The organism is Streptomyces lunaelactis (genome assembly GCF_003054555.1).
GTDB classification, from domain to species: domain Bacteria; phylum Actinomycetota; class Actinomycetes; order Streptomycetales; family Streptomycetaceae; genus Streptomyces; species Streptomyces lunaelactis.
The window spans coordinates 8,329,697-8,354,049 of record NZ_CP026304.1 but is presented as its reverse complement, the minus strand read 5'-3'; the positions used below and the strand labels follow the sequence as shown (position 1 = coordinate 8,354,049).

Here is a 24,353-nt window from a genome sequence, read left to right as displayed (position 1 = left end):
AGCCTCCCAGCCGGTCGAACTCGGTGAAGCCGCTGAGCAGGTAGGCGTATGCGGCCAGATACGGACGCGCGGTCCCCTCGGCCTATCCTGGGGCGTTCGCTGTGAACTGCCTGGCGCTGGTGCCGATCAGCGCGATCCAGTCCTTGACCGACGAGGACCAGACCTGTTCGCCGTCATTCAATCGAGGCGTTTGACAGCGAATCCAGTCGTTCAGGCTTCCTTGTCAGCGAACCTGGTCGCTCTTCGGCCCGATGCCTTTGATCCTGGTCGGAGTTCCCTCCGGGGCGAACGAGTGGTGGAAGGTGAAGGCGTGCGGCGCGGAGCCGTGGTCGTGGAGGTGTTCCAGCCTGGAAACCCCGTCCTGCCAGGTGGGTATCACGCCGTCGGAGACCCACCAGAACACGTAATTTGGGTGTCCTGTCCTCTCGAACCAGTCGTAACGCCTGTTCAGCGCCTCACGGTGCAGACCGGTGTAGATGGCGTCGAAGGCGGGGCGCAGGTCGGTCCAGAGTGAGAGGGTCGCGGCCAGGGCGGTGGTTTCCACCGTATGACCCTTGCCGTACCAGGTCGGTACGGCGAACTCTCCCCATGCACCCCAGTCCGCCTCGAAGAGCGCACCCCGGTCACCGTCTGCCGCTTCAGCACGCGCGAGGTATCCGGGGTGCTGACTGATCTTCCGGTAGACGGCCTCACCAATGTCGTAGAACTCGCGCGTGAGAGGTGCGGGATCGGCGAGAGGTGACTTCAGGACGCCGAATGTGTACAGAGCAAGATGGGGCATGCGTCTCTCCCTGGTTGGGGCTGCCTGGCGTGGACCCGGTTCGGTGGCTTACGCATGGGGCGAGGATTCGTGGGGCGTGACCAACTCATCCCGTCGCGGCTGGCCCAGCCTGAAGGAACTCCTGTGCGACCGTGGGCGATCGCCGAAGACCAGGTGAAGGTAGCTGCCTCTGCGAGCCATGTCGAAGTTGCGTTTTCCCTGTCCAAGTGGCCTCTTGCACCGGTCATTGCGGGAACTGGGGCGGTGACGGGCGGGGCAGGCTGCGGGGTCCCAGTGATCCACTTCGGCCGATCGGTTCGCCCGCCATGCCCGTCCGCACCCCCTGTCCGATAGCCCCGAGTGCCGCCGAACGCGTGCGGTTGAAGAAGATGGCCTACGGCCACAAGACCGAGCACCGGCTGCGGGTGCGTGCACAGGTGGTGCTGCACGCCGCGCATGGACGCTCCAACGCATGCATCGCCCGGGAGACGGGGCTGCATTTGAACACCGTGCGCCGCTGGCGTGGCCGGTTCGCCCAGGCGGGCCTGCCCGGGCTCAAAGACCGTCAACGCTGCGGCCGTCCCGCCTCGTTCACACCGCTGCAGGCCGCCGAGGTCAAGGCGCTGGCCTGCCGGCTGCCTGCCGAGAGTGAAGTACCGCTCTCACGCTGGTCGTGCCCGGAACTGGCCCGCGAGGCCGCCCGGCGGGGCATCGCCCCGTTCATGTCGGCGTCGACCGTGCGTCGCTGGCTGGCCCAGGACGCGCTCAAGCCCTGGCAGCACCGCTCCTGGATCTTCACCACCAGCCCCGGCTTCCGGCTGAAGGCCGCCTGGGTGCTGGACCTGTACGCCCGCACCTGGCAGGGCGAACAGCTCGGCGATGACGAGTACGTGATCAGCGCGGACGAGAAGACCTCCATCCAGGCCCGGTGCCGCTGCCACCCCACCCTCGCCCCCGGCAAGGCCAGGGCGATGCGCGTCAATCACACCTACGGACGCGGCGGTGCCCTGGCCTACCTCGCCGCCTACGACGTCCACGACGCGTGGGTGTTCGGCCGCACCGAAGAACGCACCGGCATCGTCCCGTTCATGAACCTGGCTACCCAGGTCATGAGCCAGGAACCCTACGCAAGCGCCAAGCGCGTGTTCTGGATCGTCGGCAACGGCTCCTCCCATCGCGGTCAGAAGGCGGCCGACCGGCTCACCGCGGCGTTCCCGAACACGGTCATGGTCCACACCCCGTGCACGCCTCCTGGCTCAACCAAGTCGTGCGACACGAAGTCGCTTGAGAAGAGTGGGAATCACCAAGGAGGTTCGACTGATGATGTCGAAGGTGTAGGACCCGAGCCAGTGCGCAGGGCTCGTTCCCGCCTCAGCGTGCGTCGTGAGCAATCGCGGGGTGCGAAGCCTGGGGAATTGCCCAAGGATCCTCGTTCCATCCGGGGGTTACAGGCTGGGAAATGCCGGACGGGTGAATGTGAATGAACCCTTGATGATGCCTCGTCATGAGCACTCTCGCCGATGGGTTGTTTCAGCGGGAGATAGGGACTGGCCGTTGGAAAGCGGCAGGCGCCGACTGGAGAAATCTGGCCGGTCGGGAGTGCACCGCCGTCCCCGGGGTGCAGAGGGCGCCCTCCCCGGCAGCATCTCTCTCATGCGGAACGTGACAACCCCGATGGAGTCCAGGCAATGCAATCCTGGCCTGGTAAGCCAACCGCGAGGAAGGCCCAACTCTCCAGCGGGCGCAGGAAGACCCAGCAAGCGAATGCCGGTCGCCGAAAGGCAGCAGGAAACCGGGAACCGTGCGCCGACACCTCCGTCGGTGGTTCCCGCATAACTGGCCGGATAAGGGACGATGCCCCGGCCTGAAAGGGTGCTGACGTGGGTCTGGTGAGCCTGTGAAGAATCGATGACCGAAGACACCGGAACCGAAGGGCAAGTTGGGCGCCATGACGACACATCCGGCTGAGGCGGCGCACGCCGCAGCAACCGCCGCCGGCATGGCGAACGGACCGGAGGACGAGATCACCGACTGGCCGTCGATCGACTGGCGGAAGGTCGAAGACGACGTACGGCGGCTTCGGCAGCGCATCTTCACGGCATCGCAGGCAGGAGACCTGGCCAAGGTCAGGAATCTGCAGAAGTTGATGCTCCGCTCCCGCGCGAACACACTCGCGAGTGTGCGGCGGGTCACGGAGCTCAACGCTGGCCGCAAGACGGCGGGGATCGACGGGAAAGTTGCCCTGCTGCCCCAGGAAAAGGCCGAGTTGGCCGACTGGATGCAGCATCGCGCGGCTCCGTGGAAGCCCAGGCCCGTCAAGCGGGTGTATATAGCCAAAGCGAACGGTAAACGGCGCCCACTCGGAATTCCCGTGATCGCCGACAGATGCCTTCAGGCTCTGACGCTGAATGCACTGGAGCCCGAGTGGGAGGCACGGCTGGAACCGAAGGTCTACGGCTTTCGTCCCGGTCGTGGCTGCCATGACGCGATCGTAGCCATCCACACGACGGCGAGCGGCAAGAACGCCAAACGCCTGTGGGTGCTCGACGCCGACTTGAAAGCGGCATTCGACCGAATCGACCACGATCACCTGCTCGCGTCATTGGGTACCTTCCCCGGGAGGGGAATGATTGCCGGATGGTTGAAGGCGGGTGTGGTCGAGAAAGGTTGGTTCACCCCCACGGTGGAGGGAACTCCCCAGGGCGGGGTGATCAGTCCCGCGTTGTTGAACATCGCCTTGCACGGAATGGGAAAGGCCGCTGGAGTCCGGCACCAGACTCTCGGCAGTGATGCCACGATTCTGGCGCGCGATTCCCCGGTTCTGGTCGTCTACGCCGATGACCTGCTCGCCCTGTGTCATTCTCGGGACCAGGCCGAAGAGGTCAAGGCACAGCTGGCTGCGTGGCTCGCGCCCCGGGGACTGGCTTTCAACGAGGACAAGACGCGCATTGTCCACTTCGATGAGGGCTGCGACTTTCTGGGGTTCAACATCCGACGCTATCGCGGCAAGTTGCTGACCAAGCCGAGCAACGCGGCCCTGCGGCGGATCCGGGAACGGCTCGCCACCGAGGTGCTGGCCCTGCGAGGGACCAACGCCGACGCGGTGATCGCCAAGCTCAACCCGATCATCAAGGGCTGGGCCGCCTACTACCGGATCGGGGTGTCCAAGCGGGCGTTCAACTCGCTGGACGCCTATGTGTGGAGACTGGTCTACAAGTGGGCCAAGTTCTCCCACCCGAACAAGCCGATGCGCTGGTTGACCGCCCGGTACTTCGGCATGTTCAACCCGTTCAGGAAGGACACGTGGGTGTTCGGGGACCGCGCCAGCGGTTTCTACCTCTACAAGTTCGCCTGGACGCCGATCGTCCGGCACCGGATGGTGCCAGGGAGGGCGTCAACCGACGATCCCGCCCTGGCCGACTTCTGGGCCAAGCGGCGCCGCCGCGGCAAACCCCCGCTGGGCAAAGGCACCTTGCATCTGTTGCAGATGCAAGACGGCCGATGTCCTCTCTGCGGAGGGCTGCTGCTGCACGCCGACCACGAGCCGCAAACCCCCAACCAGTGGGAGCAGTGGCTCAAGGTCACCCGCACCGCGATCCGCAAACACGCGGTCACCGCCGACGCGGGCAACGGCAAGCCGGACAAAACCGCCGCCCCACGCCTGATACACACCCACTGCCACCGTCGGCTGGTCTCCGGCCCCGGCCAGAGACCAGCACTTCTGTCCGCCTGCGAGCCCAAGGGGCTTGCTTGAGCCGGTTGCTCGGAAAGCGGGCACGGCCGGTTCTGAGGGGGGACCGCTGCAGCAATGCAGCGGTCCTACCCGACGAGATCTACATTCTCTGCCGTCCAGCGCAAGGCCCTCTCGCCCAACGACTTCACCGACCTCACCGAGGTCAGGGACCGGCTCCGAGCCTTCGAAGACCGCTACAACGCCACGGCACAGCCGTTCCAGTGGAGGTTCACCACCTCCGACCTGGACGATCTGCTGGCCAGGCTCGACCGGCACACCGCCGATCACCACGAAGAATCCTCTGTCGCACCGGCAGCGTGAACAACCCCCGAAGGATTTACGGCGCCGACCACTAAGGCGAGCGTTGATACCGCGATGAAGGTGGCACCGGCGGATCCGACAGCCCCGAGCGGCGGCGCATGCAGGTGTCCCGCGATGATGTAGGCGCTCTGTGCGCCGATCACCCCGAACATCAGCGCCATGCCAATCGACAGTCGGCGGATTGTGGCTGTGGCCTGCTCAAGGCGGGCTTCGAGCCGCTGTCGGACCTCTCCTGTACGGTCGATCTCAGTCAAGGGTCTCCTTCTCCCCTAGCAGTGGATGGGCGTACCCGACGACGGGCAAGGGGAGACCTAGGGCGCGGCGAGCCTGCCAGCAAAGTCCGCAGCCCAAGGTCTCCCTTCGTCATGCCGAAGAGCGACGAGCGCAACGCTACGACATGGCGTTTGCACGAGTGCTCGAGCACAGGACAGTGCCGCGCCGACAACCGACCGAACAGTGCTCCCGCCTGGCGTGACTCACGACTCGCCCTTGTCAGGCACGGATCAGCACAGAAGGCGTCGTCCGGCGCCACTGGTCGGAGAAGAACTCTGTTGATCTCGCTGGCGAGTCGCCCCTCTGAATCGTCCGTCCCTACTAGGAGTTAGGGCTCTGGCGGTCCTCCAGGAACTGCGCGGGCCGACGTCACCAGCGGCCAGCTCGCGTGCGGGTTGATTGAGGTCGGGACATGGCGGCCGGAACTCCAGTGTGTACCTCGGCGAAGTCGCCGAACTTCCCCTGCACGTAGGTGTGCAGGGGGTCTGCCTCCAGGTGCCAGTCGCCGATCTGTACCCGGTCTCTTCTAGATCGGCGTACCCGGGCTCACCCGCCGACGTTCTTGTTCATCTCATTGATGATGACCTCGCGGTTGTCGCACATCCACGTCGCGGGCGAGTCCTGACAGTGCGCGCACGGCCGTACAGGTGGCAGGCGCCCCAGCCCCGGTGATTGACCGAGTCTTCTCAACGCTCATCGACCTCTGCCGAGCAGCCAATTCGTCAGCGCTGTAGGGACCGCAGCTTCGTGAGCACGGACTCCTGCGGAAACGTCGAAATCCGCGCGTGATGAGCACTGCTTGTGGTGACGGATCATGAGCAGAACGTCCCGCCGGGACTTCCTCGGCGTTCACTCCGGGTAGCGCCTGCCGTCCTTGGCCTTCCGGATGTGGGGCAACAGGGTGTCGTGGATGGTGCGTTGTGGATGGGGCCTCCGTGGGTGTCGTGGGGCGGGGTGGTGCATCAATGGTCGCGACGGATGTCAACGGATCCCCGGTTTCGGTAACGGGGGATCCGCGGCTATAGATAGCCATGCGTACGTCAGGGGCGGCCCAGGGGGCTCGCGCGGATTACCTCCCCATGGGCGCATGGGGCATGGGCCTGCCCGGGACGGTGTCCCGTTGTCAGAGGCAGGGGCTTGAATGAAGGATGACGGACGTAGCGCGGTCGTTAAGGCATGACCGATGAAGATCGATGAAGCGTGGCCGCTGCGCACGCGAGAGCGTGACAGGCAGAATGAGGTGGAGCAGCCATGGGGCTTGTGACCCTGGATCTTCCCAGACCGGCGCAGTTGCGCGGGCGCTGGGCGGCATACGCGGCGATCTGCGCGTCCCGGCGCCGGGGTGGCACTGCTGGGCTGACGGGCCTGTATGGCACTTTGACGACAGCGGCGGCAACCGGGCGGAGTTGCACCACCTCGCCGCGGGCCGTGCGGTACTGATCGGCCACGACCACGAATACTCGGAAACCTACTACAGCCCAGCCGCCGAGGAGTTCGGTGAGGACGAGACCGATGTGCTCGCCGAGTCACCCGACTGGTGGCGACCTGTGGTGGAGCGGATCCTGGCCGCGAAGGATTACGTGGGCTTTGTGTACGGCTTCGACGGCAGCGCATGGAAGCGCGCCGACTACAGCACCGAAGACGGATTCCACAGCGTGGGCCTGCCCGCTCTGAGCTTCGAGAAGAGCCGGGAGAGCATCATCTCGTTCGCCCAGGATGCGCCGGGACTCGGCGGGTCGGCGCCAAGCCCGGCCGCGGTCGAAGCGCTCATCGCCGCCGACGGTGACGTCACGGAGGCACACGTGAGCGCGGTCATCGGAACAAGTGGCTGGGATCCCGCGGCGGGCGCTGCCGCGGCCAGGAAATTCCTGGCCGTCTGACCGCGCGCGGAGACGACCGTGCCGGCGAGTGCTGGGCGCCGGAATCGCCTTGATCGTCAGTGCCAGTTTTCGGCGGCGTACATGTACACCACCAGAGCGCGGCCTTCGGTTCGCGAAGCGGTGCGGGCCAGGGCGATTGAGGCGGCGTAGTCGTAGGCATCCTCCGGAGCGGTCATCGCGGTCGGAGAGGTCAGGACGTGATACCCGCAAACGCTGCGCCGCCAGCTGTTCACGGACTGCGCGACGCTGGCAGGCAGGAACTCCGATTCGAAGTGAGCGATGCGGTGCAGCACCGGCCATTCCCGTACGACGTCGCCGTTCCGGAGGATGGCCACCTTCTGGGCTCGCCTGAGGATCTTGTAGCCCATCGGGATCCACTGGTGCAGATCGCGGTGGTCGAACAGGGTGGGATCGGTGAACGCGGAGGTGGGTCGGTGGCCACCGAAGAGTATGTACTGCGTCTCGGTGCGCTCGCTGTCAAAGGGGTCGACACGGTCCGCTTCCGCCGGCGGGTACGGCCAGTAGTCCATGTTCCCGATCCTGCCAGGCCCCTCTGACAGCGTCCGGGTACAAGAACCTCGCCACCTGGTGGGCACCACGCCTGTAACGAGATGCTTGCGGCCTTGGGCGCATGAACCCTCTGGGCGCCGCGCCATGTCTGGCAGGAACGATGCGAAGGGGATGCCCAGCCCAAACCGGAAGATCGCTAACACACGACAAGTGACAACTACTGAACGTTACCGCTGCCCATGATCACGCGGAAATGCTCGAACGGTGCTCATGATCACGCGGAAGTGCTCGCGAAACCGCGGAACCTAGAAGCGGGCGCGGATGATCGGACGGGGCAACAGATTCCGGAGGAGCTCGGCGGTCTCGGCTTCCATGTCGACTCCGCCGAGAAGCTGTTCGTTGACTCGTGCGAGTCGGGCGGCGGCTTCGCGTAGAGCTTCGATGTCGCCAGCGGCATGGTGGGCAAGGAAGATCTGTCGGTGCAGCATTTCGCTTTCCTCTGCGGCGAGCAAGCCTCGCTGGGCTGCCCACAGCGCGCCGGGGATGTCGTCAGACTCGCGGCGGCGCGTGGACAGTTCATACGCTGCGTCCACGACCGACGAGACCATTTCCTGGATCGCCGGTTCGGCCCACGCGTAGCGCTGGGGGTCGATGCCGGTGAAGGGGCGGCCCCGGACGAGGGCGAGAGCGCGGCGCAAGGCGAGGTCGCCGTCTTCGTCGTGGCGGGCCATGCCGATGCGGGCGAGGCGCTGGAAGCGGGGCCAGTCGCAGGTGACGTCCGGACCGAGGCGGTACCGGCTGTCGCCGGTGTCCTGGACGCGGGGGAAGTGGGCGTTGCCGTCGGCGTCCTTGCCCAGCCAGGAACGGGTGCGCGAGATGACGGCGTTGCGCATGGTCTTGTTGACGACGCGCCCAGGCCACAGGGCGTCGTCGATCGCGTGGTGGTCGACACCGGGATTGAGGGCGAGATAGGCGACCAGCTCGATGGCGATGCTCAGGCGGTTGGAGTCGATCCTGCCGGTGGCGCCCTCAATGCTGATGGGACCAAGGAGCAAAGCGGATGGAGCGGCCGGGTCTGAGTCCGCGGCCGGGTCCGGGGCCTCGGGAGCGGCCGGCACTGCCGCGGACGCCCGCTCTGTTGCAACGACTGGCCCTGATTCGGCGGCCGGTGCGGGCGCGGGAATGGTGACGTGGACGGCCGGGCGGGTGGGGGTTGCCAGGGCGAGCACAACGTCCCCCGGGCCTGCTGCCGGGGCATGCTCTTCCTCGTGCTCTGCCTCCTCGCTGTGGCTGACGCCGGGGGGCTGCGGGTCGGGCTCGGAGTCGCCCCCGGCGGCGAGCACGTCGGCGAGCGACGGCCCGGCCGCAGGCGCTTCGTCCCTTGTTACGGCGTCGTCATGAGCGTCCGTCTTGGCGAAGTCGATGACCCAGGCGGGGATTTCGGCGCCAGCCTCCGGAGCTTCAGCAGCCTCGGTTTCGCCGGCGTCCATGTCCTTGTCTGCCAGGGCGTCCTCCTCGAGCTGAGCGTATTCGGCAGGCAAACCGTCCTCGCCCAGGTCTTGGTCGCCACCACGCTCGTCCTGGCCAGGGCCGAATTCCTCGGCGAGCTCGGCGTCCTCTTCGTCGGCCGGGTCGGTACGGTTCCAGTCAGGGGCGGGTACGTCGGTGTCGCTCGCGGCGAGGGTGAGCAGTTCGATGGCGTCGGCGAAGTGGGCATCGCTCAGGCCCTGCAGATGGATGGGCAGATGGGAGCCGGGCAGCACGATCGTGGTGTCCGGGCTCTGGCACTCCAGCGTCCATGCCTCGGCCGGTGCCTGGGTGGTCGCGCTGGATGTGATGACGGCGCCGGCGGCGCGGGGTTTCTCGGCGAGTTGGTCGAAGAGCTCGGTGACGGTGTCATCGTCGGGTAGTTCCTGAGCCAGGAGGATGTGCGGCGTCCATGCGCCGCCGGCGTCATCCATGAGCCGGGCGGCCCGCAGACTGCTCGCGCCGACGGCGGCCAGGGCTCGGCGCTGATCGGCGGTGTGGCTGGCGAGCTCGGCGGTCGCCTCGGTGATGTCTTCGATGCGGGCGACCCGTTCGGGGGCTGCGTCGTCCAGTCCGGGCGCGGTGTCTGCGAGGGCGGTGACTTCGAGGTGGCCGGGCAGCGGCGTGCTGGCGAGCTCCACGGCGATGGCTTGCAGGACGTGACGGGCGAAGTCGGCGTCTCCGGCCAGGTGCAGGACGCCAACGTGCTCGAGGTCGACCAGGACCAGGCGGCCCGATGCGTCCCAGCCGATGGAGACCAGCGCCGGGTACGGCGTGTCCGCTTCCTTCAGTGCTTCCTCGTCCGCCAGGTCCGGGCTGCTCGCGGCACAGGTCCACAGATCCTGTCGGCCGGCTGCCGCGGTGAACGGCTTCATCGGCGCGGTGTCCTGGTCCAGGTGCAGTTCGACCTTCGAATCGTGCAGGACGACCGCCTCCAGGACAGGCAACTCCCGGCCGGCGGCGGTGAGGTTGAGGGCCAGGGAGCGCAGCGCGGCGCCCAGTAGGTCGAAGCCTGTCGGGTGCTGGGCGGCCCGCAGACCCTGCTCGGTGGCGGCCGCGCGTCCCTCCGGCATGGGGATGCGTCGGCCCGGGCGGCGCCGGCGCTGCTGCAGGATCCGGCGAGTGGAGAGCGTGCCCACCAGCGCAGCCGCCAGTACGCCGGCCCCCGTCCATACCGCGGCCGGCGCGAGTGCCTGCTCTGCCTCCTCCCTCTGTTGCGCGGCGAGCGCCTGGTCGCGGCCGGTGTCCTGGGTGCTTGGCGTGGGGGGCGGGCGTCGCGCACGGATCGTGCGGCCCGCCCGCGCCCGCCAGCTAGGGAGGCGACTGCAAGCCCGCCGCGTTGTCCCGCGAACCGAGTGGGGGCGATTTCGCGAACAGGAAGAAACCCGGCGGAGTTACCTGTCCCACTTTTCAGCCGCAGATTGAACAACTGACACGCCGCGACCCGTAGACCTCGACAACAGGTGCCCAACCTGCAGTCCGGCGAGTGAATGAGGTTCGCACATGCCAAGGATCCTGCTACACAATGCCCAGCGCCGCCTTGCGACTCAGGACTGTTGCCCGGCCGGGTCGGGGAACCGGGCTTCCTTCCGGCGACTGTCCCACTGAGCGGTCGATCCCATGGACTACTGCGTACCTTGCCGCCGCACCCTCAACGGCGCGGTGACGTGCCCGGAATGCGGGGCCTACGACAACGGCATGGCACCGCTCGGCGACTGGGGCGGCGGCGCTGCGGAGGTCGACACGGCGGCGATGGAGGTCCTCTTCAGCGAGGGGTGGGACTCTGCCGAGCCCCGCGGTGTTCCCTCCTCCCACACCCCCTCGGTCCCCGGCGCCTCAGTCACCGCCGACGTGCCCGAGGACCGGCGCCACGGCTCGCCGCGCTGGAAGAAGCACGGCGTTCGCACTCTTGCCGCGGCCACCTTCGCCGTGCTCGGCGGCCTGGCCTCCGCATCGCTGCTGCCCCACCACTCCGCAGGGCTCCCACAAGCGGCACCGAACCCGAAGCTGGCATCCCCGGACGAGCCCCAGGGGCACGACACCAGCAAACCGCCGACTGCCACGCCTACACCGGAACGTCCGGCCACACACCCGGGCAGAGGAACGGCCCGCAACCGGAACGGCGGTGTCACTCGGCGCCCCGACGCGACGCCCACGCAGCGGGAATCACCCGCCCCACAGGCGTCCCCGGCCCCGCCAGTCCGCCCCGTCAAGGCCAGGCCGACCCCCAGCCCGTCCTCCGGCCGCCCGAGCCAGGCGCCCTTGCCGCCGCCGACGCCAGCCCCGAGTCCTACGACAAGTGCCAGCGCCTCGCCGACAGGCGGCCCCACACCCATCACCCCTGGTGAGCCAGCGGGATGAGCGAAAAGAACCACTCGTGTTCCATGTGTTGTGCGACGCGTGCGTGGGGGTGTCGGTTGCGAGTGGGGCGGCTGTCGCAGCCTGCCTGCCACTACTGTTCCGCGCGCTCGGCGACACATTCCGCTCTCGCTATCGTGGAGAGCAGCCGTGCGTCGAAGCGGCTCCGAGTGCGGCTCAGCTTGACTCTGTCGGGGATCTTGGAGTTTCGCGATGCGGCAGCATGGTCAACGGGCATGCTCGGGTAGTTCCGATGACCGATGCAGCTGTCGAGGTGCCCGTTGTCTCTCCGCCCACGTTCCGGTGAGCAAGTCCCGCCTCTGACTGCGCAGGTCACGCGGTCGAGCAACCCGGGCGGCACGACGGCGATATGGGTGAGAGACCGCCTCGACGGGCTGTGGCACGACGAGGACTTCGCCGACTGGTACCCGCGGGACGGTCGTCCAGGTCTCTCGCCTGCTCAACTGGCCACCGTCTGTGTGCTGCAGTTCCTGCTCGGTCTGTCGGACCGGCAGGCAGCCGAGGCGGTCCGCTGCCGCATCGACTTCAAGTACGCGATGGCCATGCAGCTGGATGACCCCGGGTTCCACCACAGCGTGCTGGCCGATTTCCGCGACCGTCTCGCCGAAGGCGACCGTGCTGACCGCCTCCTCGACCTAGCGCTGGCCCGCCTCAAGGAGGCCGGCCTGGTGCACGAGCGCACCACGCAGCGCACCGACTCCACCCATGTTCTGGCCGCGGTGCGCGACCTGACCCGCCTGGAGCTGATCACCGAGGCGGTCCGCGCCGCACTGGAAGAAGTCGCCAGCACCGCCCCTCACCTGCTGGACGAGCTGGTCGATGAGGACTGGGGGCGCCGCTACGGCCGACCGGTCCGCCTGGGCAAGAACCCCACCAAGCCCAAGACCAGGATCCTTGCCACCGGAAACGACGCCGTCCGGCTCCTGGAACACCTCTACCGGTACGGAGCAGACTGCACATCCGGCCCTCGTATCCAGGCCCTGCGCCAGATCATGGTGCAGAACTACCACCGTGACGCCGCAGGACACCTGCGCTGGCGCACCGCCGAGAACGAAGGCGGGCCCGGGCTGCCGCCCTCGTCCCGGGCGGTCGTCTCTCCCTACGACACCTCGGCCCGCTACGCGCGGCACGGACACATCATCAGCTGGAAGGGGTTCTCCGCTCACCTGACCGAGACCTGTGCTCCCGACGGCCCCAACGTGATCACGGACGTGGCGACCACCGCGGCCACCACCCACGACAGCAAGGTCCTGCCCGGCATCCACACCCGCCTCTCCCGCCGCGGACTCCTGCCCGCCGAGCACCTGGTCGACGCCGGCTACACCTCCCTGCCCCACCTGGAACAAGCCACCCGTGAACACCAGGTCACCGTCTCCGGACCACTCCGGAGCAACCCCACCCGGCAACACCGCCGGGACGAGGGCTTCGCCCGGGACGACTTCCACATCGACTACGACCGCCAGCAGGTCACCTGTCCCCAGGGCCAGGTCAGCAAGGGCTGGCACGGCCCCTACCCGACCTCCTCACCCACCGCGGCCCCGCTGATCGTGGCCAGGTTCACCAAAAGCCAGTGCCAGCCCTGCCCGGCCCGCACCCAGTGCACCACCTCCCGTGAAAGCACCCGCACCGTGGGCTTTCCCCCACGAGAACTCCGCGACCTGCAACTTCGCGTCCGCACCGAGCAACAGACGCCCGAGTGGAAGACCCGCTACGCGGTCCGCTCCGGAGTGGAGGGCACGGTTAATGAGTTCGTCCACGGATACGGCATGCGGCGCTGCCGCTACCGAGGGCAGGGAAAGGCCCACATCCAGCACGTCCTGACGGCCATCGCCGTCAACATTGAGCGCCTCAGCGGACTGCCTCCAACCGAGGAAGCCCCCACGCCCCGCCGACCGACTGCCTTCCAGAACTACCTCGACCAGCGCGAGATACCCCGGCCGAAGTCCTGGCGAACCCTGGGCAGCTGACCTCGGCGGCTCCAAGATCCCCGACAGAGTCAAGCTGAGACATCTTCCAAGGACACCGCAAAAGCGGGATGGCCAGGCGTCCGCCAGGACGGCTGGCCATCGAGGAACGTAGGCTGCGGTCAGCCGGCCTTTGCAGGATCCTCGGCTCGGGCTCGGGTGCTGGCGAGGCGGAAGTAGCCGATCATCCCTTCGACGCCGCCCTTCTCGTGGGCGCCTTCGATGCCGGGTCGGCAGTAGAAGCTCTCGATGCCGATCTTCCGTGGGTTCAGGAAATCTGAAGGCTCCAAATCGCGAACTCAGGGGCACGAAGGCCGCTCTGTCGCGTGAGAAAGGTCGGTTGAGACGGCGGAGAACGGGTTGTGGAGGCGGATCCGCACGGTGCTCAGGCGGTGGGTTTCCGTGGTAGCTGCCACAGTGCCACCGTGTCACCGTCACTTGCCGTGGTCAGCGTGGTGCCGTCCGGACTGTACGCGACATGCGTGACGTCGCCGTCGTGCTGGAGGGGTTCACCGATCTGCTTACCGGTCTTCGGGTTCCACAGCCGCACCGTGTCATCCACGCTCGCGGTGGCCAGCATGTCGCCGTCCGGACTGAAGGCCAGGTCGGACACGGAATTGCTGTGGGCGGTGACGGGGTCACCGATCTCCCCTTTGGTTTTCGAATCCCAAAGCCGCACGGTGCCATCCGCGCTCGCGGTGGCCAGCGTGGTGCCGTCCCGGCTGAACTCCACGTCAGTGATGTCATCGTCGTGCTGGAGGGGTTCACCGATCTGCTCACCGGTGTTCGGGTTCCACAGCCGCACAGCACCTTCGTCATCCCCGGTGGCCAGCGTGGTGCCGTCCGGACTGAACGCCAGGGACGAAACGTCGTCGCCTTCTTCGGTGGTGTCGCCTTCGCTGATGACTCTGATCTGGTCTCCGGTCTTCGGATCCCACAGGGTCACCTTTTCAGTGGCCTGGTTCACGGTGGCCAGCATGGTGCTCTTCGGGTGGAACGCCACCGCGACGACTTCGGCGTCGTAGCACTCGCTGATCAGCTCACCGGTCTTCGGGTTCCACAGCCGCACGGTGCCGTTGTACTGCAGCGTCGAGGCCGCCAGCAGGGTGCCGTCGGGGCTGAACGCCACGTTGTACACGTTGCCGACCTGCCTGAGAGGTCCGCCGATGCGCTCGCCGGTCTCTGGGTCCCACCGGAGGATCGGGGCACTGCCGCCACCGGCGGCCAGCATGCTGCCGTCGGGACTGAACGCCACCTCCAAGGCGCCATCGGTGCGAACACTCCAGTCAGGGGGTTTCGGGTCGGAGTCATTGCGTAGGACTGCGATGCCCAGGACTAGGACAATCGCGCTGAGTACTGGGGTTCCGATCAGGAAAGTGCGGGTGCGCGTCCAGCGGGCGGGCAGTAGCCCGCTGTTCTGCCGGGGGGCCTCGTCGTCGCCGCCGTCGGCTGACAGAGGCAGGGTCAGTCTTGCGGTCTGCCGGGGTTCCCGCTCCCCGGATTCTTCCGAACGTGTCGTGGAGTCGGCCGTGAGGTCGGCCAGGGCACGGGCCAAGGCGGTCGCGTCGGGCCGGTCGTTGGGGTCCTTGGCCAACATTTGCGCCACCAGTTCCGCCAGTTCCTGGGGGATGTCCGGCCGTATCGCGCCCAGGAGGGGAGGGGAGTCCTCGACGTGCTGGCGTATGAGGGCGTAGGGCGATTGGTCAGCGGGGAACGGGGTGTGCCCGGTGAGGAGTTGGAATAGGACGGCGCCGAGGGCGTAGATGTCGGAGGGCGCTTCCACAGGCCGTCCCTGGCACTGCTCGGGCGACATATAGAGCGGGGTGCCCAGGACCACGCCGCTGGTGGTCAGTGCGTCGGAGGCGTCGGGGCTGCGGGCGATACCGAAGTCGCAGATCTTGATCCGGTCGCCCGGTTGCACAAACAGGTTGGCCGGCTTCAGATCGCGGTGCACGACACCATCGCGGTGAGCCGTGGCGAGGGCGTCGGCGATCTGGTGGAAGAAGTCCAGCACACGCTCGACGGGTAAGCCATCGGGATGGTCGGCCATGACCCGGGCCAGGTCCTGGCCTTGGAGGAGTTCCATGACGATGTAGAGGTAGCCGTCGTGGCGGCCGGCGTCGTGCACCACGGTGATCCCCGGATGCTGGAGCCTGGCAAGCATCGCCGCTTCCCTGTCGAAGCGCCGTACTGACGTCGTGCCGGAGACGGCGGGCAGGACCTTGACCGCGACCTCGCGTTGCAAGACGGATATGTCCTCGCCGTGCCAGACCTCCCCCATACCGCCGCGGCCGATCAACCGCCGCAACTCGTACCGGCCACCGAGCACCACTCCGGCCAGATCCATCCCGCCCATACCCCGTATTTCTCCCGCATGACTGCTACTCAGTCGTCAAATCCGCTCCGTAGTCTGCCAGTTGACCATTGGTGACGCGACAACCTCAGCGGGCGGACGGCCCCCGACACGCCTCTCACCGCCGCTGCGGTGGAGAACGGCTGGGCGTCAGCCCACTCCCAAAATGCGCCGGCCTCTGTGACCTCGCGTTCCATGACCTCGAATAGCTTCCAGGGGTTCTCACCTGGGAGTGTTTGGTGCCTGCTCTGCATCCGAAGGGCTCACTGCGCTGGTGTAGCGGAGGCTGGCCTTGGCGCCGAGGGAGAAGACGTGTGCGAGGTGGAGGGGGTCGGCGCCGCTGGCGAGGGCTTCTTCGAGGATGCGGTCCTGTCGTAGTCGGTCGACGCCCACAGGGAGGTCCTTGACCAGCCTGTCCATCCAGAACGTGCCCACCGCTGTTGTGGTGGTGGCTGTGTTCCGGCTGATCAGCAGGTGTGGGTTGGTGCTGTTCGGCCAGCGGCGGTGGCGATAGGCGACGTAGTCGGCGATCGCCTCTGCGGTGTAGTCGTCCAGCGGACGGTTCAGGCCCTCGGGATCAAGTCGGTGTCCGGCTAGGTCCGCCTGCTCCAGCAGCATCGCGCGGATCTGGCGGGCGGGCAGTGCATGGAAGCTCCGCCATCTTGAAGTGGCTGGTCAGCGGGGTGGCGTGACCTCGTTTCGGGGTGCTCGTGCTGGTCGTGGGCGGCAGTCTGTGTTGTAGATCGTCCGGCGGGGTGGTTTTGCCGATGAGTTCACCGTCCTCAAACGGTCTACCCAGCGACACGACCGTTCTCGACAGGAGTGCCATGTCCACCATCCAGCCAGTGATCGTGACTGCCGACCACGACGTTCTGCTCGGCTTCTATACGAAATTGTTCGGCGCTGAGGAGATCTTCCGGGTACCGGCGGAAGGCCCGGCCTTCTACCTCGGCCTGCGCATCGGCGACACCGACCTCGGGCTGGTGGCCAAGGCGAACCCAGGGACTGGGGCGGCGTCGCGGATCCTGCTCAGCATCGGTGTCGACAACGTCGACGAGACGCTCGGCCGGGTGACGGCGCTGGGCGGCTCGGTCCGCAGCGGCCCCAACGACATGCCGTGGGGACAGCGCGTCGCCCACATCCAGGACCCCGACGGCAACCCGGTGAACCTCACTCAGCCGATCCCGGCCCGGTGACGCTGTTCCGGGGGCATGTGCTGATCGTGGGCTACCTGCGGTAGAGATCAATTGTCGGTAGTGGCCTCGATGTTCGTCAGGACGAGCAGCGCGCGAAACAGGTGGGTGACGCGGGCGGGGTCAGTACGGAGCTTGGTGAGGATCCGCCAGTTCTTCAGGTGGGCAAAGCCGCGTTCGACGGGGACGCGTCCGGCGGCCAGGACCCGGTTGGCCTCCTTCTCGGCGGATGCGAGCCTGCGGGCGCGGGTGGCCTTGAAGCCGGTGACGACCACGGGATCGTCCCCGTCGTCGTCCAGGCCGAGGAATCCCAGGTCGGCCAGGGCGCCGAGGCCGGCAGCACGCAGGTGGGCCAGGATGCGGTCGCGTCGGGCGGCGGTGATGTCGTGGGTGCGGCCGGGCCGGGCGGCCGATATCCACACCAGACGGCCCCGCTCGTCGGTCAGCGCGAGGACGTGCAGGCCGTGGCGGCGATGCTTGCCGGAGTAATTCGGGCGGTTCGCCTCTCCGGTACGGCGCTGGGTGGGGATGAGGGTGCCGTCGATCAGGACGACCTCGCAGCCCCGCCGGGCGATCTTCTTCAGGGCGCGGTCCAGACGAGGGGCCTTCGCGGCCAGCAGGTGGATCAGCTCGTCGCGCCAGCGCCGGATGGTGGTGGCGGAGATATCGTTGCCGCCGGCCACGTCGGCCAGGCGCTGATCGTGCCGCAGCACAGCCAAGACGATCACCGCGATCCTCCCGGGCGGCAGCGCCCGCCACCTCGACCGTATCGCTTTCAGATGCCGTCGCAGCAGGTCGGAGAGGTAGTTCAGGGTGTGCGTGGACAGCGGCAGGCGGCACTGGTAGACCAGGGACACGGTGTCCCCGGCGTGCTCTTTGGTTTTCGTCACACAATTCCAACAGCCGCCGGGGGCACCTTGGTTACGCCCCGATCGCCGCGCGGACCGGTCACGGGCGGGTGGTGAACTTCCCGTCGGGTCGTTTGTGCAGCCAGCCGCGGTCGGCCAGCTTCGTGAGCTTCCCGCGCAACGGCTCCAGCTTGCCCCGTACCCCGGTGTCCAAGCCCAGCACCTCGCCGATCTGCCGGGTGGAGACCGGGCCGGCGGCCTGCCGCACCGCGGTCAGGATGCGCTGGTACTCCGCCGGCAGTGCGGACTCAGCCACCCCCGGCCCACGGTCCGGGACCAGCCGCACCGCCCGACCTGCCACCTGGACCACCGGCGACCCGGCCTCCGTGCGCTCGTCGGCGAGCTGCTCGCTCATCCGCTGCCACACCCGCTCGGCCACGGCCAGCTCATCGCGCTCAGCTCGTACCTCCGACAGCTGCTTGACCAGCTGCTCTTCGAGTCCGTCCAGCTCCGCACGCCGCGCGGCGATCCGCTCCAACACCTCGGGATCCATCATGGGCCGGAGCGTAGGAGCGGCACCCGCGACGACGGACGGGAATCCACAAACCCACTCCTGCCAGACGATCTACACCCCAGACTGCCGCCCACGACCAGCACGAGCACCCGGAAACGACATCACACCAGCACCCTGACCAGCCACTTCAAGATGGCGCAGCTTCATAGAAGCCGAGCAGAACGTCCTGGTCGGCAGTCACGATCACTGGCTGGATGGTGGACATGGCACTCCTGTCGAGAACGGTCGTGTCGCTGGGTAGACCGTTTGAGGACGGTGAACTCATCGGCAAAACCACCCCGCCGGACGATCTACAACACAGACTGCCGCCCACGACCAGCACGAGCACCCCGAAACGAGGTCACGCCACCCCGCTGACCAGCCACTTCAAGATGGCGGAGCTTCACTGACCAGCCTCACCCGCAAGCCCCCTTGTCCGCAGCCTGTTCGTCCCGCTTGCAACTCGTGGTCAAAGGAGAATCGCCAAGACTGCCCGCAGCCGGACAAGGGGCCGCCAGCCGACCCAAGCACGGAGGAGGAGTAGGAGAGGTCTCCGTCCCCAATTCCTGAGCGACCGCGCGGTGCGGTGCGCACCGCCTGCCGCCTGGATGCGCACCCAGTGCGGTCGGTGCGCAACGTATGCGCACTCCGGCCAGGCAATGCGCACCGATTGCCAGCGCTGACGGGTGCCCGGCTGGTGTCCGGTATGCGGGCTAGTTGGGCTGGTCACCGTACTCCCGCCGTCACGAATGCAGGCGCGTGAGGAGACCGGTCTGCCCATCCGCGGCTGGCGGGAGCAGCTGCTGCCGCGATGTGGCCTGGGCCGATGGGACGCTCCGCTCAGCGCACGCATCGTCGTGGCCGACCATCCGGCTCTCGGCCGGTCGTGTGCTGTTCTCGGCACCGTGCAACCGAACTTCCCAAGCGTGCGCCCCCGGATGACTCCGCCTACCGACCAAAGTCGTAGTTCGCCGGAGTCCTGCGCGTAATGCTGGACTCCGACCCGGTCCCATCAGGCCGTGAGGTCTTCCAGCCCTGCGCCCGGCCCTGGTTCCGTGCGCACAAAAAACAGGAGCCGCGATGCCCGACAGAGACCGCACCGCCGTTGCCACCGCCGCACTCGGTGCGGTTCTCGCCGGCCTGGTGGCGTACGCGCACCCGGTACTCATCCCGGCCCTCACGATCGCCTTCGCGGCGTGGGTGGCCCTGTACGCCTACCTGAAGCTCTGACCATCGCCCATCGCGGCAAGCGCGTCACTCTGCAGGCTTGTCCTTCTGCAGTGGCCGCCCTGGAGCAGAGCGTGAAGTCCGCGATGAAGAAGAGGCTGCGCAGGGGTGATCCTTCGGGAGGGTGACGGGCGCGCCTTCGGTGAACCGGCCTGGTACCGGGCGCGTCGTGTGGGTCATGGACCGTATCGACGAACAGCATGTGTGCGAGCCGGGTTTGGTGGTCCTGGACATCACCTCCCACGATGAGGCGACCGCGCTCGCCGTGATGAGCGAGCTGGAGAAGTGATGGGCCACCTCCGGCATCGGCACCCTGCGGCGGGTGCCCGCGGAGCCCGGGGTGAAGGCCCGCGTCTATGCGGACATCCGACGCCCCGGCAGCCAGGCGTAGCGCGGCGGCCGACGGCGTCCTGAACCGGTCGCGCCGCCGGGCTCGTGCTGGGAGAGCGCTGCAGGGAAGCAGTTGGCGGCTTCAGTCTTGCTCGCCGCAGTGCGTGTACGTGTATGTGGCGGTGTAGTCCTCCACGGGCATGGCGCTGTCCGCGGCGTAGTCGGCGCGCGGAGTACGAGGCTCTGTGTCGCACGCTGCCGTGGTCGGTAACGCCGGAGCCGGGCTGGACGAGCGAGAAGTACGTGCTCAACTACCGGGTGGTGTCCTTTCCGGACAGTCCCGGCTACACCGCTGAGCAGCTGGCGGAGGAGAAGCGGTTGCGACAGCGCCTGCTCGCCCTGTCGATCGCAGTGAGCACGCATCCCTACTGGGAGACGTCGACGCTGCAGGGGAAGGTGGTCGATGCCCGAATGGCGTTGAAGCACGTCCACGAGCGGGCCGAGGACGAGGCGGCATAACCTGTCATGGACAAGGGTCAGCCGCTCGCGGACGGGGAGGTGCCGTCTCGCTTTGTCGTCGCTGAGGTCGAAGGTGAGCTGCCAGGCGGCGTGTTCGGCGTTCTGGAGGTCTCCGGCGCGTAACGAGATGCCGCGGACGCGGGCCCGCTGGAGGCCGAGGACGGTGTAGATGGAAGCGCGCGGGTTCGTAGATTCTGGGGTGCGTTCGAGCCGGAACTTGGCGCGCCGTCCCGAACAGGCTGGGATCGGCTGCGGGTTCGGTCTTGCTTGGCCAAACGCAGGCCAGCAGGGATCGACGACCTCTGCCAACCTCGTGCCGACGCGTCGCCGACAGCGGGTCAAGGCCCGCACCCGCAAGAGCCCGACCAGCAAGTACAGCAAGAACTCAACCCAGCACCCCAGCACGGCACAGCGCTACACCCTCGGAGTCGAAATCATGGTGATGGAGCAAGGCTGGAAAGCCAGGTCAAAGCGCTAACTCAACAGTGTTGCGGCTGGAGTATTAGGCGCTACCAGTCGGCCGGAAAGGATACATGGATATCGATGTGAGCACCGGCCGAGAACGTCCCAGGACTCGGGCACCACATAGAGCATTCCCGAACCATCCGACCATCGCATGGTGCGACATGAGCTTTCACCGGATCGGGCGATGCCTCGCGCGGGGCACACGTCTGCGCCTCGCCGCCGCCCCTCTTGCGGAGGCGCTCACCCGCCACTCGCCACCGCCGAAACGGAAATGGGGAGATATCCCGATGCGTGGCGGAGCAGACCTGCGCACGATCGAGGCTACCGTGGTCATTACAGGCCCCTGCCAAGAAACCTGACGGCCGGCGACGGAAACGAGGGTGAGAATGAAGTACATGATCAGCTGGTTCGAGCGGGCGCAAGGTTCACCGGCAGAGTATGAGAATGCCCAAAAGCGGATCCTTGAAGTGTTCGGCCAGTGGAAGGAACCTGAGGGCTTCAACGTCGAATCATTTGTGATCCGGGTGGGTGAATGGGGTGGACACATGCTGGTGGAGTGCGATGATCCACTCAGTGTGCACAAGTTCTGCTCGACCTTCCCCGCCTTCGAGTTTCAGGCTCGACCGGTCATTGCGGTGCAAGATGCTGTCCGAGCCGAGCTCGAGGTAATCGCATGGCGCGACGGACTCGACTGATTTGACTGCGGACCTCGGGTCGGACGGCCGAGAGCTGCCCGACCCGAGGGCCCGTGAAATCTGTATCCCCGCTGATCCAGTTTCAGATTTTCGTCTCGACCTGCCACCTCTCGTGGTAAAGATCAACCAGCTCACGGGCGGGATACCGGGTATGGTCCGTCAGGCTGGTCGCCAGGCGCCACTGCTCCCGGCATACGGTGCCGTCCTGGTACGTCACAGTGATCCACGCCTCGATAATCCGTACTGGCAGCTTCTCCATGCCGAATGTCGACAGGTATGAGCCGTCCGGTAGACGCTTGATGATCAGCGGGATGTGTCGGGCACCGGACCGGCACAGGAACTCAGCCCCTCCGGCTACCGCGATCTCGCGGGTGATGACAGACTTCTCCTGCAACGGAACCCCTTGGTCAACTCTCTTGGTCGAAAGTTGATCTACCGGGGTTCCGTTATGTTCGACCCCCTTGACTTGCCGCCTTCAGCGCAAACTCAACGGTGTTGCAGCTGGAGTACTAGTTAGCGCGGTACTGAGTCAGGGGTGAACGCGTCCGGTCTTCTCGGGGTGCGCCGCGTGCACATATTTCATGGCGGTGGAGTCGGAGATTGCGAACAGGCGCATGAGATGGACGGGGTCGGCGCTGTGGCGGGCTTCGTTGAGGACGCGGTCCTGCCACAGGGCTCGGGCGGTGAGGCCAGTGCGGTCGAACGGCGTACTGAGCAGCATCTTGCTGACGGGTGGGCCGGAAGGGTCGAGGGCCGTCTGGCTGCTGACGAGCAGGTGGGGGTTGCTGCAGGCGGGCCATGTCTGCTGCCGCATGCGGAGCCACTGGGTGAGCAGCTCCGTGGTGAGGGTTTCGAGGTAGATGGTGCGCCTGGGCAGCCGTAGGGCGCCGTGAGCGAGGTCGAGTTCATCGAGCTGGATCTCAGCAGCTTGGGAGGGCAGCAGGGCGTGGACAGCGACGAGGGCGACAAGGAGGCGGGCAAGCGGAGTGTGGGCTTGCTGGAGCAGGCCAGTCAGACGGTCGCTGGGAACGGGACTGGGCAGGCGGACCTGGGCGGGAAGGGTGATGCCGCGGGTCGGATCGTGGAAGACGAGCCGTTCCTGCTTCAGGGCGCGGAAGATGCTCCGCAGATACTGCTGGGCGGTGCGGGCCGGGCGGCCGGGGGCCAGGTCCAGGACGTCCCTGATGTCCTGGCGGGTGATCGCGGCCAGGGTGGTGGTGTGCTCGGTCCACATCCGCAGTGTGGGAGCGGCGCACTGGAGGTAGCTGCGGATCGTCGCGGTTGGCAGGGCGGGATGCCTGCGCCGGCCCTGGCCTTGAAGGACCGTGACCCAGCGGCGCAGTTCACTGTCCATGGGGGCGGGGAAGCTGGCGATCAGACGGTCGACGGCGGCGAGATGGCGGTCCGCCGTGCGGGCGGGATCGGGGATGAGCATTCCACGCTGGGCGAGGAAGCCGATGACGCGCGGGGCATTGATGTTGCGGTCCAGCACGGCCAGGGCCCGCAGGTCACGTTCATGGACAGGCGCGGCGGCACCCAGGTGGGCCAGCACGATGCGCAGGGCGCGCAGGGCTCCGGCATGGCCGTGCGGGTCGGGGTTGACCCGCCGCATCTGCGCGCGGCAGAACTGGGTGAACTCCTCCAGCAGCTGCTGGGCGTTGGTGGTCATGGCGGGCAGCTCGTCCACGTTGCGTGCCGCGACGCGGCTCCAGTCACGGTCCAGGGTGAACAGCGCGGGCTGGTGGGGGTCGGTCAGGTGCGCGGAGACGGTACGCGGCACAGGCCGGCGCCGCGCCCGCGCGGTGTGCCGCTTTCCCCACGAGCGGTCGGTGGTGTCGTAGCCGAGCCGGTCGGCGCGGTGCTTCAGCTGGCGGACGGGATGCTTGCCGAGGGCGAGCTGGAGCTGGGTGAAGGGCGCCCGGTCGTGTTCACCGTGCTCGCGTACGTGGATCAGACAGCCCCGGCACAGCCTCTCCTGCGCGGACAGTGGCAGCTCCCTTCGGCACCGCCCGCAGGATCCGGTCGGGTAGCGGCCGGTGTCGTGCTTCCAGCACTCGCAGCCCCGGCACAGTCTCTGGGTGACGCCCCAGCAGCCGCAGTGCCCGCAGCTGCCCGTCGGCCACCTGACGGGCCGGGGGCGTTTGCGGGGCAGCAGCAGCCCGGCTCGGCGCAGGACCTCAAGGACGCCCGCGGTCGCAGAACCGGGGACCTGGTCGAGGTATTCCGGTGCCACGCTCAGCTCGCCGTCGGCATCGCGCATCGACAGCACGGCTCGTAGCCGCCGTGCGGCCAGGCGCTGCCAGGTTTCGCTGACGCCGCGCTCGGTGGCAACCTCTGCCACCAGGCTGGCGAGGAGGTCCCCTTCGGGCCAGCGCCGGTCACTGATGCCGCTGAGGTGGTCGCTGGTGATGGTGCGGTGGGCGGGGAAGAGCACGCACTGGCCCGGGACAGCGGGCGGGATGACCTGCGGATCGTCGAGCCGGGCCTTGGGCCGGCGGCGGGCCACGGTGTTGCGCGGATACTTCCGCGAGCCCTTGGCTGTCCGTGACAGGGGGTGGGCCATGCCACCGCGTGACCGGACGAGTTGGAGCATGAGCTGTGTGTCCTGCGGCATCAGATCCTCGTCGCGTCCGGGGCGAGCCCTTGGCGGCGCAGGGAGATCAGGCAGTTGCGGCAGAGCCCGTCAATGCTCAGGCATTGTTGATGTCGGCACAGCCGGCAGGTGTCCCGCCCGGGGCGGGCGTTTTCCCAGTGCTGGCACCCGGGACACACCCGGTCGCGCAACAACCCCCAGGCCAGACACTCCTCACACCGCTGTGCCCT

General features: G+C 67.3%; 21 protein-coding genes and 1 pseudogene. 11 read left to right on the top strand and 11 right to left on the bottom strand.

What is annotated here, in order from left to right; translation table 11 throughout:
- Positions 1-223: 223 nt before the first annotated feature.
- Positions 224-781, bottom strand: a complete 558-nt coding sequence (locus SLUN_RS38180) for a DUF3291 domain-containing protein (protein ID WP_108154395.1) — start codon at positions 779-781, stop codon at positions 224-226.
- A 368-nt stretch (positions 782-1,149) separates the two neighbouring features.
- Here SLUN_RS38180 and SLUN_RS38175 point away from each other — a divergent pair, with 368 nt between their 5' ends.
- The 3 genes from SLUN_RS38175 to SLUN_RS38165 all read left to right on the top strand — a co-directional run bounded on the left by SLUN_RS38175 (position 1,150) and on the right by SLUN_RS38165 (position 4,814).
- Positions 1,150-2,244, top strand: coding sequence for an IS630 family transposase (locus tag SLUN_RS38175; protein ID WP_217505161.1), 1,095 nt, complete (start codon positions 1,150-1,152; stop codon positions 2,242-2,244).
- 464 nt (positions 2,245-2,708) lie between these two features.
- The gene (gene ltrA / locus SLUN_RS38170) at positions 2,709-4,514 is read left to right on the top strand and encodes a group II intron reverse transcriptase/maturase (RefSeq protein WP_108154394.1); all 1,806 of its coding nucleotides are present in this window, start codon (positions 2,709-2,711) and stop codon (positions 4,512-4,514) included.
- A gap of 54 nt (positions 4,515-4,568) precedes the next feature.
- The gene (locus SLUN_RS38165; protein WP_254709900.1) at positions 4,569-4,814 is read left to right on the top strand and encodes a hypothetical protein; all 246 of its coding nucleotides are present in this window, start codon (positions 4,569-4,571) and stop codon (positions 4,812-4,814) included.
- Here SLUN_RS38165 and SLUN_RS39800 read toward each other — a convergent pair.
- Positions 4,778-5,068 (bottom strand): hypothetical protein, encoded by a 291-nt coding sequence (locus SLUN_RS39800; protein ID WP_159100444.1) that lies wholly within the window; start codon positions 5,066-5,068, stop codon positions 4,778-4,780. The genes SLUN_RS38165 and SLUN_RS39800 overlap by 37 nt on opposite strands.
- 1,425 nt (positions 5,069-6,493) lie before the next feature.
- On the opposite strand from SLUN_RS39800, the gene SLUN_RS38160 reads away from it, so the two are divergent.
- Positions 6,494-6,967, top strand: a complete 474-nt coding sequence (locus SLUN_RS38160) for a proteophosphoglycan 5 (RefSeq protein ID WP_254709901.1) — start codon at positions 6,494-6,496, stop codon at positions 6,965-6,967.
- A gap of 56 nt (positions 6,968-7,023) precedes the next feature.
- On the opposite strand, the gene SLUN_RS38155 is transcribed toward SLUN_RS38160, so the two are convergent.
- Positions 7,024-7,497 (bottom strand): hypothetical protein, encoded by a 474-nt coding sequence (locus tag SLUN_RS38155; RefSeq protein WP_108154393.1) that lies wholly within the window; start codon positions 7,495-7,497, stop codon positions 7,024-7,026.
- 285 nt (positions 7,498-7,782) lie between these two features.
- Positions 7,783-10,143: an AfsR/SARP family transcriptional regulator gene (locus SLUN_RS38150; RefSeq protein WP_159100443.1), complete on the bottom strand. Its 2,361-nt coding sequence runs from the start codon at positions 10,141-10,143 to the stop codon at positions 7,783-7,785.
- 481 nt (positions 10,144-10,624) lie between these two features.
- Between SLUN_RS38150 and SLUN_RS42660 the strand changes: the two genes are divergently transcribed.
- Complete coding sequence (locus SLUN_RS42660; protein WP_442759041.1) at positions 10,625-11,365, top strand: SCO2400 family protein; 741 nt, start codon at positions 10,625-10,627, stop codon at positions 11,363-11,365.
- Between the two features lie 371 nt (positions 11,366-11,736).
- Complete coding sequence (locus SLUN_RS38145; protein WP_257153886.1) at positions 11,737-13,350, top strand: IS1182 family transposase; 1,614 nt, start codon at positions 11,737-11,739, stop codon at positions 13,348-13,350.
- Between the two features lie 119 nt (positions 13,351-13,469).
- Here the strand turns inward: SLUN_RS38145 and SLUN_RS39795 are convergent, their stop codons facing one another.
- The 3 genes from SLUN_RS39795 to SLUN_RS38135 form a co-directional block, all read right to left on the bottom strand.
- Positions 13,470-13,637, bottom strand: coding sequence for a hypothetical protein (locus SLUN_RS39795; protein ID WP_159100442.1), 168 nt, complete (start codon positions 13,635-13,637; stop codon positions 13,470-13,472).
- A 95-nt stretch (positions 13,638-13,732) separates the two neighbouring features.
- Complete coding sequence (locus SLUN_RS38140) at positions 13,733-15,703, bottom strand: WD40 repeat domain-containing serine/threonine protein kinase (RefSeq protein WP_108154390.1); 1,971 nt, start codon at positions 15,701-15,703, stop codon at positions 13,733-13,735.
- A gap of 219 nt (positions 15,704-15,922) precedes the next feature.
- The gene (locus tag SLUN_RS38135; RefSeq protein WP_108154389.1) at positions 15,923-16,318 is read right to left on the bottom strand and encodes a hypothetical protein; all 396 of its coding nucleotides are present in this window, start codon (positions 16,316-16,318) and stop codon (positions 15,923-15,925) included.
- Positions 16,319-16,527: 209 nt separating this feature from the next.
- On the opposite strand from SLUN_RS38135, the gene SLUN_RS38130 reads away from it, so the two are divergent.
- Positions 16,528-16,896 (top strand): VOC family protein, encoded by a 369-nt coding sequence (locus tag SLUN_RS38130; RefSeq protein WP_108154388.1) that lies wholly within the window; start codon positions 16,528-16,530, stop codon positions 16,894-16,896.
- 47 nt (positions 16,897-16,943) lie between these two features.
- Here SLUN_RS38130 and SLUN_RS38125 read toward each other — a convergent pair whose 3' ends face one another.
- Together SLUN_RS38125 and SLUN_RS38120 are read right to left on the bottom strand one after the other, a co-directional pair.
- Positions 16,944-17,783 carry a transposase family protein gene (locus SLUN_RS38125; protein ID WP_170146642.1) on the bottom strand — a complete coding sequence of 280 codons (840 nt, stop codon included), beginning with the start codon at positions 17,781-17,783 and terminating at the stop codon, positions 16,944-16,946.
- Positions 17,784-17,841: 58 nt separating this feature from the next.
- Positions 17,842-18,297, bottom strand: a complete 456-nt coding sequence (locus SLUN_RS38120) for a hypothetical protein (protein WP_175313542.1) — start codon at positions 18,295-18,297, stop codon at positions 17,842-17,844.
- Between the two features lie 1,077 nt (positions 18,298-19,374).
- Between SLUN_RS38120 and SLUN_RS39790 the strand changes: the two genes are divergently transcribed.
- From SLUN_RS39790 to SLUN_RS38100, 4 genes and pseudogenes are all read left to right on the top strand, one after another.
- On the top strand, positions 19,375-19,524 hold the full coding sequence (locus SLUN_RS39790; RefSeq protein ID WP_159100441.1) for a hypothetical protein: 150 nt from the start codon (positions 19,375-19,377) through the stop codon (positions 19,522-19,524).
- A gap of 175 nt (positions 19,525-19,699) precedes the next feature.
- A pseudogene (locus SLUN_RS38110) lies at positions 19,700-19,912 on the top strand (DUF6207 family protein).
- Positions 19,913-20,025: 113 nt separating this feature from the next.
- On the top strand, positions 20,026-20,370 hold the full coding sequence (locus SLUN_RS42720) for a DUF8825 domain-containing protein (RefSeq protein WP_108154387.1): 345 nt from the start codon (positions 20,026-20,028) through the stop codon (positions 20,368-20,370).
- An 860-nt stretch (positions 20,371-21,230) separates the two neighbouring features.
- Positions 21,231-21,530, top strand: coding sequence for a DUF3303 domain-containing protein (locus SLUN_RS38100; RefSeq protein ID WP_218929507.1), 300 nt, complete (start codon positions 21,231-21,233; stop codon positions 21,528-21,530).
- A gap of 82 nt (positions 21,531-21,612) precedes the next feature.
- Here the strand turns inward: SLUN_RS38100 and SLUN_RS38095 are convergent, their stop codons facing one another.
- Both SLUN_RS38095 and SLUN_RS38090 read right to left on the bottom strand, forming a co-directional pair.
- Positions 21,613-21,924: a transposase gene (locus SLUN_RS38095; protein WP_108154385.1), complete on the bottom strand. Its 312-nt coding sequence runs from the start codon at positions 21,922-21,924 to the stop codon at positions 21,613-21,615.
- Between the two features lie 135 nt (positions 21,925-22,059).
- Positions 22,060-24,144: a hypothetical protein gene (locus tag SLUN_RS38090; protein ID WP_108154384.1), complete on the bottom strand. Its 2,085-nt coding sequence runs from the start codon at positions 24,142-24,144 to the stop codon at positions 22,060-22,062.
- Positions 24,145-24,353: the final 209 nt, after the last annotated feature.